This is a genomic window from Synechococcus sp. PH41509, from assembly GCF_020514285.1.
Taxonomy (GTDB): domain Bacteria; phylum Cyanobacteriota; class Cyanobacteriia; order PCC-6307; family Cyanobiaceae; genus Parasynechococcus.
Genome location: NZ_VTLD01000007.1, coordinates 85,973 through 99,669, shown reverse-complemented (window position 1 = coordinate 99,669; position 13,697 = coordinate 85,973). Strand labels below are relative to the sequence as shown.

Below are 13,697 nucleotides of genomic sequence, written 5' to 3'. Positions count from 1 at the left end.
CATCCATTCTGGTGACACACGTCAATCGGGCACTAAATGGCCCGCCATGAGTCATGACCAGATGTGACTTAAGCCTGGGCTTCGTGGGGCTAGGAGCTCTCGGCTTGCCGATGGCGATCAACCTGCACCGCGCCGGCTTGCGGCTGCAGGTGCACACCCGTAGCCGCAGGGCCGAAAGCAGGCCGGAGCTCGAGGGTGCAACTCGATGTTCCAGCCCAGCCGAGGCCAGCGCCGGCGTTGACGTTCTGCTGCTGTGCGTCAGCGACGATGCAGCCGTTGAAGAGGTTCTGTTCGGAGGCCACGGCGCCGCATCACAACTGAGCTCCGGCAGCGTGGTGCTGGATTGCTCCACCATTGCTCCCGCCACAGCCCAACGTTGTGCCGAGCGCCTGGCACGCCAGAACGTCCATTACCTGGATGCCCCGGTCACCGGCGGCACGGAGGGCGCCAAACGCAGCAGCCTCACCGTGTTGGTTGGAGGAGCCACCGAACCGCTCGAGCGCGTTCGACCAATTCTCGAGGTGATCGGCTCCTCCATCCACCACTTCGGCGGCGTGGGGCGAGGGCAGCAGGTGAAGGCGGTGAACCAGGTGCTGGTGGCCGGCAGCTATGCCGCCGTGGCGGAGGCAGTGGCTCTGGGCCAGCACCTGGATCTACCCATGCCAATGGTGATCAACGCCCTCAAAAACGGAGCAGCCGGGTCCTGGGCTCTGGAGCATCGCAGCACCGCCATGCTTGAAGGCAGGTATCCCCTCGGCTTCCGGCTCAGCCTGCATCGCAAGGATCTCGGTATTGCCCTCGACACAGCCAGAGCAGTCGAACTGGATCTACCCGTGACGACGCTGGTGGAACAGCTGGAACTCGATCTGATCAACGGCGGCCATGGCGATGAAGACGTGTCAGCCCTTCATCGCTGGAACCCTGCGATGGGAGAGAGCTAATTGCTGCTGACCACCCGCACCCGCTTGGTGGCCGTCACCACGCCATCGGGATGCACCAGCATCACAGCCCAGGTCTGCGAACCGGGTTGTTGGGGTGCCTGGACGCTCTTGAACAATCCACCACCACCCTGGGGTGCCAGCGGCAGGTTGGGGCGCATCTGAGCCGACAGCTGCTCATCGGTGAGGTCGATCAAACCTCCAGCCACCAGTGCTTGGCCCAGAGGCTCTTCAACAATTAAATCGATGTCGTAACGACTGCCGGTGAGCACCACATCGGGGATAGCAACGTTGACCGCCAAGGGGCGTTCACCGCTGCGCAGCAACGACTGCTGGGCCAACAGTTCCTGCTCCACAAGCTGGCCGTCTTCAAGCCGAATCGCGATCTGTTCCGAGGCTTCCAAGGCGTAGTTCAGCCCCTCGGATTCGGCGGCACCACGCACCCGCAGGCTGAGGGTCTGACGGCCATCCGGTGTGGGCGCTGCGGGCTCCACCTGCCAGGTGACCTCAGGGAAATCCTGACGGAATCGCTGATAGCGCTGTGCCAACACTGGCTGCAGCTCAACGCTGGCCACCGTGTCGAACGCCGTAGCTCCGCCACTCGAAGAACCACCGCTGTTCAACACCGTTTGCAGGCGGGAACTGAAGCTCTCCACCGCACTGGCCTCACGACCGGGCTGCTCGAGGGCATGGACCGGAGATAACACCAGCGCTATGGCCGACACCAGCGTGGCTCCCAGGAAACGACGCACGGGCCGGAACGCAACAACCCAATTAAGTTAGGCATGGTGAGCGGAGACGGCCGACGCGATGACCCGGCTTCTGATCGCTGCCAGCGGCACCGGCGGCCATCTCTTCCCAGCTCTGGCTGTTGCAGAAGCCGTTGAGGAGCAGTGGCCCGTGCGCTGGCTGGGGGTACCCGACCGACTCGAAACGCGTCTTGTGCCCGAACGCTTTCGCTTGGTGTGCGTGAACGCCGGCGGCCTGCAGGGGCGTGGGCTGACCAAGTTGCTGCAGCTACTGCGTCTATTGCTGGCCAGCGTCAGCGTGAGGCGGGTGCTCCGCCAGAACGCGATCGATGTGGTGTTCACCACCGGCGGCTACATCGCCGCCCCGGCAATCCTCGCGGCGCGCTGGTGCGGCATTCCCGTGGTGCTGCATGAATCCAATGCCATCCCGGGGCGCGTCACCCGCTTACTGGGAAGCTTCTGCAACGCCGTGGCCATTGGCCTCCCCGCTGCCGCCAAGCGCATCCCCGGCTGCAAGCCAGTGCTGACCGGCACGCCAGTGCGTTCCAGCTTTCTGGCCCCACAACCCCTACCGGCATGGGTCCCCTCCGGCGAGGGCCCGCTGTTGGTGGTGATGGGCGGGAGTCAAGGCGCGGTAGGGCTGAACCGCATGGTGCGTGCTGCGGTGCCAGCCCTATTGGAGCAGGGCTGCCGCGTGGTGCACCTGACAGGCGACAACGATCCCGACATCGAGCAGCTACGACACCCACAGCTGATGGAACGCCGCTTCAGCGATGAGATTCCAGGGCTGCTGCAACACGCCGACCTGGCCATCAGCCGCGCAGGGGCCGGCAGCCTGAGTGAACTAGCGGTCTGCGGGACTCCCAGCGTGCTGGTGCCGTTCCCGCAGGCGGCAGACCAGCATCAGGAGGCCAATGCCGCCTGCGCCGCATCTCTGGGTGCTGCCGTGATCGTGCATCAACAAGAGCCCGATCAGCCGGTGTTGCTGAACACTGTTCAACGCCTCCTGGCAGCACGGCTGGGGCAGCCCACGGCCGCACCCGATCCCCTCGCACATATGCGTGAAGGCATGCAGGCCTTGGCGGAACGAGATGCCGAGCGGCAACTGGCTGCCTTGCTTCAGACGCTGGTGGACTGAGTCAAGACAGAGGGGTGCGCTTCAACTCCTCACGCAACGCCCACACGATGCGGCGGTTGTTGCGGCGAGATTGCAACCCGATCCGTAGCCAGGTTTCTCCCAAGCCCTCGAAGGAGCGACAATCGCGCAGAAGGATGCGATGCCGCTGCTCCATCGCTTCCCGCAATGGCACCAGGGAGCTATTCGCCCGAATCAGCAGGTAATTCACCGCCGACGGCATGGGGGTAATCCCCGGCAAAGCAGCAAGCTGCTGCTGCATCCAGGCGCCTTCTATGGCCACCCAACGCTGAACGCGCTCACACCAGCGGCGGTAACGCCGAGGCGATGCCAACAGCCGTTCGCCAACAGCCAAAGCGATGCCATTCACAGGCCAGGGATCACGCCACTCCGCCCAGCGATGCAGCCGCTTCGGCTGCGAAATGGCGTATCCCAAGCGAAGCCCAGCGATTCCGTACAGCTTGGTGAGGCTGCGGATCACCACCAGGTTGGAATGCTCTGCCACCAACGGAATCAATGACTGCTGTTCGCCATTAGGCACCAAGGGCAGGAAGGCTTCATCGCAGATCACCAGTGCATACCGCTCCAACAGCGGCTGCAACGAGGCAAGGCTCCAGAGCTGACCGGTGGGGTTGTGGGGATTGCAAATCCACAACACAGCCCCAGGGCCCGGCTCGGGGAACGGTTGCGGGAACGGCTCACCCCAAACGCAAGGCAGCCGCTGCTGACGGGAGCAGGCTGACCAACAGCGGAGGGCACGCCCGTAATCAGCAAAACCGGGTGCGAGCAGCACACTTTCACCCGGGCCCGAGGCATCGCGCGCCGCCCAGGTGAACAGCTCGGCAGCTCCATTCCCTGGCAGTACAAAGGAAGATTCAACGCCATGAAGAGCGGCCAGGTGCTGGCGAAGCAACGCCTGACTCCGGTCGGGGTAATCGCGACAAACACTTCGGCCCAGACGCTGCCACCGAGGAGTCCATGGCACCAGGGAAGCACTGGCATCCAGCAACTGCGATGGCCTGCAGTTCAATCTTGAGGCGGCTGCTTCGCGGTTGCCGCCATGGCGCAGGTCGACGCCCATCCCGACTCCCGATAAAACGCAGAGACATCACCAGAGTGGCCCACTGCCGATGCCAGCACGAGTGCTGCTGTTCACACTGCTGTTCGCCGCGCCACTGGTGGCACGAGCGGACGATCTGATCGTGTTGCTGCAGCAACGGAATTGCCCGGACTGTCGCCTGGCAGATGTGGATCTGGTGCATGCCGACCTGCGGGATGCAGATCTTCAGGGAGCACAACTGCAACGCGCAAACCTCGGACAGGCACTCCTCGATGGGGCAGATCTACGGCAGAGCAACCTGCAGTTCACCAACCTGCGGGGGGCGTCCCTGCGGGGAGCAGATCTGCGCGGCAGCACGCTCTACGGCACGGATCTACGCCAAGCCGACCTCAGTGGAGCCCAGCTCGATCAGGGGGCACTCGAACAGGCTTACTGGCAAGGGGCCCAGGGCATTAGCGCTGGCGTGCGAAGCCATGCCGCACTTCACAACGCTGGAGTAACGGCTGCAGAGAACGGCCAATGGAAACGGGCCGAAACCTTGTTCAGCGCCGCAATCACGGTTGAACCTGAAGAGCCACTGAGCTGGGTAGCGCGGGGGTTATCCCGCGGCGAACTGGGGAACACCAAGGGCGCCTCCAGAGATCTGGCCTATGCCGGTGAACTGTTCGGCGAACAAGGCGACCAAAAGAAAGCCCAACAACTACTGGAAGCCAGCCAAAAAGCCACAGCAGCCATGGCCGACCCGTCGTCGAAACGGGGCAATGGCATTGGCTCGCAGCTACTTGGTGGAGCACTCTCCACCGCTCAGGCCTTGGCACCCATCGTCCTCCGGGCTTTGTCCCCAATGCTGCCCTGACTTAAAAAGCGTTCTGCATTAACTCAGTGGCTTGTTGAGTGGCCGGTCGGTAGCCGTAACCGAAAACACCCCCCTGGTCATCATCGAGAACACGTGGGGTCACCAGAATCACGAGTTCGTCCTTAAATCGTGTTGACTGCCTCTTGCGGAACAAGCTGCCAAGCAAAGGGAGATCACCCAAAAAAGGCCACTTGCGAACTACCTCGAGCTGTGATTCAGACACCACACCGGTGAGAATTAATGTCTGGCCATCCCTCAGACGAATGGATCCAGACTCCAATTCACGTCTATTAAAATTGTAGATCTGCACACCACCCGTATCTGATAAAGAAGATTGAACTGCAGGAATAGGAATAGAAATCGAGGGATTCAAGTTCATGGTGATAAATCCATTGTCATCAATCTTGTCAACATTCACCTCAAACGTGAGCCCAGCATTTTCCTTTTCATAGGTGTATGAAGTTGTACCCGTGTCACCATTTTCATCCCGATCGACATTCACAACGTAATCTTGACCTGTTTCCACAGTCGCCTTCTGCCCTTCCTGGACCAACAATGTCGGCTGAGCGAGTATTTTTGTATTTCGCGCTAAAATCTGGGCTTCCAGGTAGGCATAGAAAGAATTATCTGGCTGCCGATACTGATTCGAATCGGGCACGTATATCCTGCGTCCCTTTTTATCATAAACAGGCTTCAAAACCTGTGGAGATGTGGGGTTCGTATCAGGAGCATAACGAGGCCTGCCGTCTGAATCAAAAGCTTCAATCGGTTCACCTTCCGCATCAGTAACCGGAACATAAACGTCCTCTCCCGACACACCACCATATGGAGCAACCAGCTGTTGCTCCACAACCGGATTCACAACACTCTGCCGAGGAACCTGCCCATTATTTTCATACGTACCAGGAACGCCAGAAACGCCCTCGCCATAAGTTCCTGAGCCAGCGGTACCACCCGGCTTGGCCTGGCCAAAGTTGAGATGTCCCGTGCCGCTGTCGCTGACAATAAAAGTGTCCCCCATACGGGCAGAGAAACTGGAATCAAGAAGCTCATCATTATTGAGGTTCACGTTCAAAATCTGTACCTTCACTGCCACTTGGCGACGGCGCAAATCAAGCTGCTTAAGATAATTCTCAGCAGAAGTAATTAATTGAGGGTCACCAACCAGCGTGACCGTACCAAGTCGTGTATCTGTTGTCCCCGTCAAACCAAGCAATGGTCCAACAGAAGCGCCATAGGTTTCAACTTTGGTCGTTGTCTGATTGATGCGACTGGCCTGATTGCTCAGCTGACTGGTTCCGGCAGATGAGGGTTCACCGGTTGTCGTGGTGATCGTATTAATAACATTCATTGATGCCCCAAGGCTGGCCAAATAATCTGCAGCCTTATCAACCTTGACCTGATTGAGTCGAAAAACTTTCGACATCTGTGGGCCAAATGTCTTTGATGAAACGGAGGTGCCAACCATCAAGGTTCGACCGTCCAACTTGGCCTGGAGACCAGAAGCCAACAGCACACTGTTCAAGGCCCGGTCAAATCGCTCTTCCCGGAATGCCATCGTCACGCCAACAGGCTTCGCCTTGTCGGGATCTGGGTCAGACTCGCCTACATAAACGAAGCCATACCCACCCAAACGGGCTAACGACATCAAGGCATCCTTTGCTGGCGCATTGTTCAAGGTCAGGGAGACAGAAGGGCCCGGTGCCTGCACGTAGCTGCGGTTATTGAGCAGCATGGAGCCGACGGCGATGTCTCCCAGAGGAGGTGCCGAGGCACGGGCTCGCATCGGCGGAACCACCACAGGCTGCTGAACCCGTCCAGGCCGGCTCAGATCCAGTCGCCCGCTTTGCAGCGCTGTCGATGAAATCGGCAACTGACGAAACGACACGATCAAGCTGGAACCATCCACACGGATCAAGGGTTCAGGCAAAGCCATTCCTTCCATGGCTCTGACCGACAATTCGAAGTCCGCATCCGCTCCAGCTTTGAGTCCGATAGTTGCCAAGCCAACGGATGGCATCTCAACGTCCTGAGGAGCGGCTAATTCAGAGGACGAGCTGCCGCGCAAACGGCCAAACCAGCGCGATGACGAACTGCGCTGGTTGATCAAGCGTGGATTACTACCAAGACCCGAAACGACAAGATCGACGCGATCCCCGAAACGACGCAACTTCATGGCGACCATCGTTTGAGCCACGGCGGGTGCAGGAGCCAACACAGCGGCCATCTCTGCAATCGAACCACTGAAACCAATCAGAATGGCGAGGGGAAGCGAACGTCGAAACAATGAGCTCCCCACTTCCGTTGTCGCTCTCAGAAGACGTCAGGCCGATCGTATCGATCAGAACCCGCGATCACCAGACTTAACTGGGCGGCATTTCCTGGGAGTTTCCTGAATCGAGATCGATCTCCTGCCGTGGGTCATAAAAGCTCAGTTGGATGGTCAACTCAGTTCGTGACTCAACGGGAGCTGTTGCCCCCTGATCGTCGTTGCTCATCGCTGCTGCCTTGATCTCAAGGTCACTGCTTTCCACCAACAGTTCAAGCGACTCCATTTGTTGGAGGAACGCCTGCAAACCGGAATAGGGACCACGAACCGCCAAAGCAACCGAGGACTTCTGGTAGCCCAATGACAACAAGGGATCCCCTGAGTCGACCGGATCATCCCCCGTCCTCGACTCCGACCTTGATGGTTGGGATTCCGATAATGACGTCGACGCCTTGATCGGCTCGTAGCGCTGTATCTCCACGCCAGAGAGGAGAGCTTGTTGATTCAGAAGTGCCAGAAAGGTCTGCACCTTGTCTCTTCCGGCGAGCAGGTCGATCAATAACGCCTGCTGCTGTTCAGCCTCTTCGAGGGCAACGCTCGCCTTCTCAAGATTCTTCACCAAAGCTGGGAGGTTGCGCTGCGACAGCAGCAAGGAATCGCGGCGTCGCTCCAGCTCCTGCGTGTCCTGCCAGGCAGAAGGCAGGAATACAAGAAGCAAGGGCATGCTCAGCAGGAGAGCAAAGGCAATGGGCAGACCCACCAACACCCGACCACGGGTGATCCATGGGCGACGCTTGGAGGGGATGAGATTGGTCACGGCGAAATCCCCTGGGCTCGCAACAACTCATAACGACGAGCCAAACCTTCAGAACCCAGTTCCCGAAGGCGTTTAGGCGTAGCGCGGACTGAAGAGTCAATCACTGCTTCCAAGCTGAAATCAATCAGGCCGTTGTTGTTCGCCGTTGCTTTCAAAATCGATGTTCCATCCACGAGCTGCTCCTCCTGCGACTCGAGATTGAGAGCCAAGGCATTGATGCGCTCGAAGGCATCCGAACCTTCTGCTTCTCCCTTGATCACCAGCTTTGACGGAAGCGCTGCAACCGAGAGCAAGCGAACTCCCTGCGGTGTGACTCGTCGCATCTGTTCCAACAACGCTGATCCGGAGCGCAAGGCCACCAGTTGAGCAGCGATCCGATTGGTTTGTTGATTCAGAGCAGCACGCTCCGTCGCCATTGTCTTCAGCCTGGCCTGAGCATCCCCCACCCGCTTCTCCACTGGAGAAAGCTTGAGGATCTCAGCCTCAAGGCGACCCTTCTGATTCTCTGAGAAGAGCAACAAAGCAAAGGGAGTAAAGAGCAAAACAACTCCCAAAACTGCGCCTTTAAGCAGTAGTTGGGGTAAAGCTTCGTGAGAAACGGGCTCTGGCGGAAAGCCAAGCTCAACCCGGCGTTGCTGCAATAAATCCGGCTTGGGCCAATCCCGACGCGCCGTCATCGCTCCTCCTCTTGCAGAGCCAACAGCGCCAAATGCTGAAAGGGTGAAAGCGCATCAACAGCATCGGCTTCATCCCACGATTCGGCCAAAGCGGGCAAGGGCTGGTTCAAGCAGCACTCTCCTTCCGCACCGTCAACCAGAGGCAACCATTCATCGACCTGTTCCGGCTTCACCGAAAACCACCATCCAAGTGGTGGTGGCGTGCCCACATGGGCCTGCCAAGCAGCAACACAGGCCCGAATCTCGCGTTGACAGGCAACAGGCTCATCCGCTTCAAGGAGATGGTCAACCTCAGGAACCCTCTGGCGGAGCAACACCAAACGAATGCTCTGCTCCTCCACCACGAGCCAAGCCAGATCGCCCTGCCACGACTGCGTGAGTTGCTGTAAGGACCGCTGGGCTGTCGTCAGTGACCAATCAACGCGGCGCAGGGGCAAATCAGCGAGTTCAGCAACCTCACTCCAGCCTTGAATCAACGAACGGGGCACACCCACCACTGCCAAAGCGTCCTGCATCGGCGAGGACGTGACGTAACTCTCAGCAAGATCAAACGGCAGGTCGACAGACTGCAAGGACGAGAGCAACACGCCAGGCGCCCCATCCAATCCGTAGCCGTCGACCACGCACCAGGCAGCAGCGCGCAGGGGGAGACAAAGAACAAGTTCTGCCCCGGGAAGATCGCAGTCAAAGATCAAATCAGCGATGAACTCACCAACTGCTTCCCGTTGCAGCGGCACACCATCACGACAAACACCATCGGGCCAGTCGACAACGCGTTGCCACCAACGCCCCCCTTTGTCCCAACAACACACCAAGCGCGTGTTGTTCACCGTGATCAACACCGGCTTGATCTCGACAAGCCGCCGCCAAGCCAAGCTCAATGCTGTGAGTTGAGGCAGCTCAGCGAGAGCAGGCAGTGGCACACAACTCTTTCCACTGTCTACATGCTATCGACGATCAACCGCTTGAATCACTCTCCCAAAGAGACATTCCAAGGCGCAACATCAAGCAGGTGAGGTGACTTAGATACATCAAATTCAGTCCTGCCAGGGCAAACCGCTGCCGGATGCCTCCGCAATGTTGCGGAGGCCATGACGATCCAACTGCAACAGCAGACCCTCCAGAATCCGCGGCACCAGATCCGGCCCCTGAAAGATCCAACCGGTGTAGAGCTGCACCAGGGAGGCACCTGCGGTGATGCGCTCCCAGGCGGCTTGCGCGGAGTCAATCCCACCCACGCCGATCAACGGCAACGCAGGGCCGGCACTGGCCCGTAACCGGCGAACCACCTCCTGAGCCCGGTGACGCAGGGGGGCACCGCTGAGGCCACCGGCCTCCTCCGCCAGGGTGCGTCCCGTCTGAGGCAGACGCCGTTGCTCCAGGCCAAGCCGATTGAGACTGGTGTTGACAGCGATCACACCAGCCAGGCCTTCCTCAAAGGCCAGGCGAGCAATGGCATCAATCGACTCATCGTCCAAATCCGGCGCGATTTTCACCAGCAGCGGAGGGCAGGCCGCCAGGCGTCGCAGCCGCTCCACAAGCCGTCGCAGCTGGGTGGTGTCTTGCAGATCCCGTAGCCCGGGGGTGTTTGGAGAGCTGACGTTGATCACTGCGTAGTCCGCCAAAGGAGACAACAACTCCAGGGAGGCCGCGTAGTCATCCGGAGCCTGCTCCAGGTCGGTGATCTTGGATTTGCCGACATTGATCCCCAGAACAGATGGACGACGACCCGGCGGGTCCAACCGTTGTCGCTCCAGGGTTTTCAACAGCGCCTTGGCACCATCGTTGTTGAATCCCATCCGGTTCAACGCTGCCTGTTCTTCCGCCAAACGAAACAGGCGTGGTTTGGGGTTGCCCGGCTGGCCATGCCAGGTCACCGTGCCCACTTCGGCGCAACCAAAGCCGAAGCGATCCCAGATGCCAGCCGCTACACCGTTTTTGTCGAATCCCGCTGCCAATCCCACCGGGTTGGGGAAACGGCAGCCAAACAACATCTGCTCCAAACGCAGATCACGCCGTTGCAGATCAGCCGCCACGCCATCGAGCACCGTGGACACCCCTGGCCAACGACGCCGCAGGCTGGCCTGAGCCAGCGCCGTGAGCGCTGTACGCGATAGCTGTTCAGCATCCAGACCATCGTCTCGCGCCAAGACCGGGCCAAGCCAACGTTGATAGAAGGCACCGCTGCTGAGCGGTCCGGCCGAAGAGGACGGCGACATGCTCTGCCTCAGGACTGTCCTGATCCTGCCTCGCGGCGTTGCAGGGTCCAGCGGCCATCCTCCTGGGGATGCACAGTCCAGTCCCTCCAGATCCAGCTCTCCCGCTTGGTTTCCAGCTGTTTGAACGGCTGTTCCACCAGCTGCGCCAGCTCCAGCAACGACAGGCTGTATCCGCCCTGCGCCAAGCGATCCGCCAACTCCAATCGTGACAACAACTGCAGCAGAGGCTTGGAAGCGGCCTCTGGGGCAGCCTCTAGAGCAGCCTCCGCAGACGGCGGCTCGGATGATCCCTGCTGCAGGGCTAAATCCGGCTGGACGGCATGGGAGAACGCCACAGCGATGCGATCCACCCGTTCATTGTCTGGATCGCCGCTATGTCCTTTGACGTACCGCAGCGGGACGTCATCCAAGCGAGCGGCATCCAGGGCCTTCCAGAGATCCTGATTGAGCACTGGCTTGCCGGCAGCCGTCTTCCAGCCTTTGCGCTTCCAGCCTTTGATCCAGGAGCCCAGCCCATCAATCAGGTATTTGCTGTCGGTGCGCAGGGTGAGGTCCGGATGACGGGGCAGCTGCTCAAGACGTTGCAACACCTCCAAAGCCGCCTGCAATTCCATGCGGTTGTTGGTGGTGTCGGGCGCATGGCCTCCGAATTCCTCAACACTGCCGTCTTCGAAACGCAACAACGCGCCCCAACCTCCAGGACCTGGGTTGCCGCTGCAGGCGCCGTCCGTCGCTGCAGCCACGACACGTCCCCGTCCTTCGGCCATTGATCTGTCCCAACACTGTTCGGTACAACACGGTTTCTGGCGTCACCGTGCATGAGCCGAACCTACCTGCGGGCTGCCGGCCTGACTGCCGTAGGGCTGATGAGCGCTGGCCTACCGCAGGAGGGCGCGGCGCGGCCCCTATTTGAGAGCACAGCAGTTCCACAGGAGCGCTTCGCTGTACTCGCACAACCCGTCGGAACAACCCAGTGGAAATTGCTGGTTCTGGAACAAATGAAGCCCCAACCACGCTGCTGGACGCCACGCCAAGACGGACTGGTGGAGCCCAGCCTGAATCGCTTCGACTTCACCAGAATCTGCAAGCGCTACCTGGACAGCAATGGCTACTCGCTACGCAGTGGTGACAAGGATCTCGGAATCCGCTTCCGCTTCCGTCTCAAACAATCCGGCGCATCCCTGAAACTCGAGGCCCTCGACCCCCAGCAACGGGCACCACTCCTGATCGGGCAGGCCCCTGTCCACCGTCGTGATCCCAACGGATTCGTCCCCCTGCAACTGGAACCTGGCTGGGCACTGGAACGGCGCGTTTACCAAGGGCGCAAGCTGAACCATCTGTACTTTGCCCACAAGGCACCGGTGAACCTGCTGCTCGCGCGGGCCAGCAGCCATGGCCAACGTTCCGAATTCAGGCGATTGGGAACGCCGATGCCACCGGTAGCACCACCTCCCCTCCCCACCGCACGACCAACGCGCAGAAGAGCAAGTCGGTCAACAGCCAGCCGCATCGCTAGCCGTGGCCCGATTCGATTGCAGGTGATTCCCTACGGCCGTTGACGGCCAACCGTCACAGTGCCAGTCGAGAGAGCGACCAGAAGGGGGCTGACAATGAAATCCTCGCTCTTAGTTTGCATTTGTGTGAGGAGTGCCGAACACCTCTTCAGGGTCGAAACAAGGACAGACTCCTGAATGTGTTCCTCTCGACAAAAGCTCCGCCTTTGGCGGGGCTTTTTTGTTGGCAAGAGAAAAACATAAAAAAAACCGGCCCAAGCTGGGCCGGCAACTGAACGACAACAAGCAGGGGAGAGGGGCATCCCCTCTCCCAAGGGGATCACTTGAGGGTGACCTTGCCGCCTGCTTCTTCGATCTCTTTCTTGAGAGCTTCGGCGTCGGCCTTGGAGATGCCTTCCTTGACGGGCTTGGGGGCAGCTTCAACAAGAGCCTTGGCATCGCCGAGGCCGAGGCCGGTGGCGTTGCGGACGGCCTTGAGGACCTTGATCTTGGCTGCAGCGTCGAAGCTTTCGAGGATGACGTCGAATTCAGACTTCTCCTCAGCGGCTTCGCCACCGCCACCACCAGCAGCGCCGGGGGCAGCCATCACAACACCAGCAGATGCTGCGGCAGACACACCGAAGGCCTCTTCGATCTGCTTGACGAGCTCGGAAGCTTCAAGCAGGGAGAGGGATTTCAGCGATTCGAGAATTTCGTCGGTTTTTGCAGACATGGTTTTGAAAGGGGAAGCAACAGATCAATGAACAGTGGTCTCGGCAGAGCCGAATCAGCCTTCGCCGCCTTCGGCGTGCTGCTTGAGCGCCCTGGCCATACCAGAGGGAACCTCGTTGATGCCCACAGCGACCTTCGTGGCCACGGCGTTGATGGCACCGGCGATCTGAGCCATGAGCTGCTCCTTGGAGGGGAGATCGGCAATGGCTTTGATCTCGTCCTGCGACAGAAGCTTGCCTTCGAAAAGGCCGCCCTTGGTCTCGGACTTTTTGAGTTCCTTCTGGAAGGTCTGAACGGCCTTCACACCAGCACCAACATCGCCCTTCACCAGGACGAAGGCGTTGGTACCAGTCAGCAGGGAGTCGAGGCTGGCCCAGTTGCTGTCGCCATCAATGGCACGGCGCATCAAGGTGTTTTTGGTCACCTTGCAAACGCTGTCGCTGGCCCGCAGACGATCCCGCAGGTCAGACATCTCCTTGATGGACAGGCCCTTGAAATCAAGGACAAGTGCCAGTTCGGCGTCGGCGAGGAGCTCCTTGAGCTCTCCGACGATCTGCTGCTTGTTCTCCAGCGTGCGGCCCATAGGGATTGGATCGGATCAAAGGAACAAGCTGGGCACACGGCCGATCGAGTCTTCTGAACGAAGACGAGGCCGCGTGCCGATCCAACCCCGAATGGGACAAAACCGTGTCGCGTCTGCCTCGGCAGGGATTACATCAATGGGAATGACTGACGTCATGCCCAGGGACATC

At 59.6% G+C, this 13,697-nt stretch carries 14 protein-coding genes; 4 read left to right on the top strand and 10 right to left on the bottom strand.

Annotated elements, in window-relative coordinates; all coding sequences use genetic code 11:
• Window positions 1-53: 53 nt before the first annotated feature.
• Window positions 54-941, top strand: a complete 888-nt coding sequence (locus FZZ88_RS03690) for an NAD(P)-dependent oxidoreductase (protein WP_166016377.1) — start codon at window positions 54-56, stop codon at window positions 939-941.
• Here FZZ88_RS03690 and FZZ88_RS03685 read toward each other — a convergent pair.
• Window positions 938-1,690, bottom strand: coding sequence for a hypothetical protein (locus tag FZZ88_RS03685; protein ID WP_226423605.1), 753 nt, complete (start codon window positions 1,688-1,690; stop codon window positions 938-940). The two genes, FZZ88_RS03690 and FZZ88_RS03685, sit on opposite strands and share 4 nt — an antisense overlap.
• 58 nt (window positions 1,691-1,748) lie before the next feature.
• Between FZZ88_RS03685 and murG the strand changes: the two genes are divergently transcribed.
• A complete protein-coding gene (gene murG / locus FZZ88_RS03680; RefSeq protein ID WP_166016376.1) occupies window positions 1,749-2,825 on the top strand; it encodes an undecaprenyldiphospho-muramoylpentapeptide beta-N-acetylglucosaminyltransferase in 1,077 nt (358 codons plus the stop codon).
• Between the two features lies 1 nt (window position 2,826).
• Here the strand turns inward: murG and FZZ88_RS03675 are convergent, their stop codons facing one another.
• On the bottom strand, window positions 2,827-3,903 hold the full coding sequence (locus tag FZZ88_RS03675; protein ID WP_166016374.1) for an aminotransferase class I/II-fold pyridoxal phosphate-dependent enzyme: 1,077 nt from the start codon (window positions 3,901-3,903) through the stop codon (window positions 2,827-2,829).
• Window positions 3,904-3,952: 49 nt separating this feature from the next.
• On the opposite strand from FZZ88_RS03675, the gene FZZ88_RS03670 reads away from it, so the two are divergent.
• A complete protein-coding gene (locus FZZ88_RS03670; RefSeq protein ID WP_166016372.1) occupies window positions 3,953-4,738 on the top strand; it encodes a pentapeptide repeat-containing protein in 786 nt (261 codons plus the stop codon).
• A 1-nt stretch (window position 4,739) separates the two neighbouring features.
• Here FZZ88_RS03670 and FZZ88_RS03665 read toward each other — a convergent pair whose 3' ends face one another.
• From FZZ88_RS03665 to rnhA, 6 genes are all read right to left on the bottom strand, one after another.
• Window positions 4,740-6,914: a type II secretion system protein GspD gene (locus tag FZZ88_RS03665; protein WP_226423604.1), complete on the bottom strand. Its 2,175-nt coding sequence runs from the start codon at window positions 6,912-6,914 to the stop codon at window positions 4,740-4,742.
• A gap of 187 nt (window positions 6,915-7,101) precedes the next feature.
• A complete protein-coding gene (locus FZZ88_RS03660) occupies window positions 7,102-7,824 on the bottom strand; it encodes a hypothetical protein (RefSeq protein ID WP_166016368.1) in 723 nt (240 codons plus the stop codon).
• Window positions 7,821-8,501: a PilN domain-containing protein gene (locus FZZ88_RS03655; RefSeq protein ID WP_166016367.1), complete on the bottom strand. Its 681-nt coding sequence runs from the start codon at window positions 8,499-8,501 to the stop codon at window positions 7,821-7,823. The genes FZZ88_RS03660 and FZZ88_RS03655 overlap by 4 nt, the downstream gene beginning before the upstream one ends.
• On the bottom strand, window positions 8,498-9,424 hold the full coding sequence (locus tag FZZ88_RS03650; RefSeq protein ID WP_166016365.1) for a hypothetical protein: 927 nt from the start codon (window positions 9,422-9,424) through the stop codon (window positions 8,498-8,500). Before FZZ88_RS03650 ends, FZZ88_RS03655 begins: the two co-directional genes overlap by 4 nt.
• Window positions 9,425-9,538: 114 nt before the next feature.
• Window positions 9,539-10,720, bottom strand: coding sequence for a quinone-dependent dihydroorotate dehydrogenase (locus FZZ88_RS03645; protein WP_166016363.1), 1,182 nt, complete (start codon window positions 10,718-10,720; stop codon window positions 9,539-9,541).
• An 8-nt stretch (window positions 10,721-10,728) separates the two neighbouring features.
• Complete coding sequence (rnhA, locus tag FZZ88_RS03640) at window positions 10,729-11,487, bottom strand: ribonuclease HI (protein ID WP_166016361.1); 759 nt, start codon at window positions 11,485-11,487, stop codon at window positions 10,729-10,731.
• 51 nt (window positions 11,488-11,538) lie between these two features.
• Between rnhA and FZZ88_RS03635 the strand changes: the two genes are divergently transcribed.
• A complete protein-coding gene (locus FZZ88_RS03635; protein ID WP_166016359.1) occupies window positions 11,539-12,279 on the top strand; it encodes a DUF3747 domain-containing protein in 741 nt (246 codons plus the stop codon).
• Window positions 12,280-12,553: 274 nt separating this feature from the next.
• Here FZZ88_RS03635 and rplL read toward each other — a convergent pair whose 3' ends face one another.
• Both rplL and rplJ read right to left on the bottom strand, forming a co-directional pair.
• The gene (gene rplL / locus FZZ88_RS03630) at window positions 12,554-12,946 is read right to left on the bottom strand and encodes a 50S ribosomal protein L7/L12 (RefSeq protein ID WP_115024546.1); all 393 of its coding nucleotides are present in this window, start codon (window positions 12,944-12,946) and stop codon (window positions 12,554-12,556) included.
• Between the two features lie 54 nt (window positions 12,947-13,000).
• Window positions 13,001-13,528 carry a 50S ribosomal protein L10 gene (gene rplJ / locus FZZ88_RS03625; protein ID WP_006851480.1) on the bottom strand — a complete coding sequence of 176 codons (528 nt, stop codon included), beginning with the start codon at window positions 13,526-13,528 and terminating at the stop codon, window positions 13,001-13,003.
• Window positions 13,529-13,697 lie beyond the last annotated feature (169 nt).

Bases quoted from the DNA above. Each gene is read 5' to 3' on its own strand.
- FZZ88_RS03690 (WP_166016377.1), top strand. From the start codon at position 54: ATGACCAGATGTGACTTAAGCCTGGGCTTCGTGGGGCTAGGAGCTCTC.
- murG (WP_166016376.1), top strand. From the start codon at position 1,749: ATGACCCGGCTTCTGATCGCTGCCAGCGGCACCGGCGGCCATCTCTTC.
- FZZ88_RS03675 (WP_166016374.1), bottom strand. From the start codon at position 3,903: ATGGGCGTCGACCTGCGCCATGGCGGCAACCGCGAAGCAGCCGCCTCA.
- FZZ88_RS03670 (WP_166016372.1), top strand. From the start codon at position 3,953: ATGCCAGCACGAGTGCTGCTGTTCACACTGCTGTTCGCCGCGCCACTG.
- FZZ88_RS03665 (WP_226423604.1), bottom strand. From the start codon at position 6,914: ATGAAGTTGCGTCGTTTCGGGGATCGCGTCGATCTTGTCGTTTCGGGT.
- FZZ88_RS03655 (WP_166016367.1), bottom strand. From the start codon at position 8,501: ATGACGGCGCGTCGGGATTGGCCCAAGCCGGATTTATTGCAGCAACGC.
- FZZ88_RS03645 (WP_166016363.1), bottom strand. From the start codon at position 10,720: ATGTCGCCGTCCTCTTCGGCCGGACCGCTCAGCAGCGGTGCCTTCTAT.
- rnhA (WP_166016361.1), bottom strand. From the start codon at position 11,487: ATGGCCGAAGGACGGGGACGTGTCGTGGCTGCAGCGACGGACGGCGCC.
- FZZ88_RS03635 (WP_166016359.1), top strand. From the start codon at position 11,539: ATGAGCCGAACCTACCTGCGGGCTGCCGGCCTGACTGCCGTAGGGCTG.
- rplL (WP_115024546.1), bottom strand. From the start codon at position 12,946: ATGTCTGCAAAAACCGACGAAATTCTCGAATCGCTGAAATCCCTCTCC.
- rplJ (WP_006851480.1), bottom strand. From the start codon at position 13,528: ATGGGCCGCACGCTGGAGAACAAGCAGCAGATCGTCGGAGAGCTCAAG.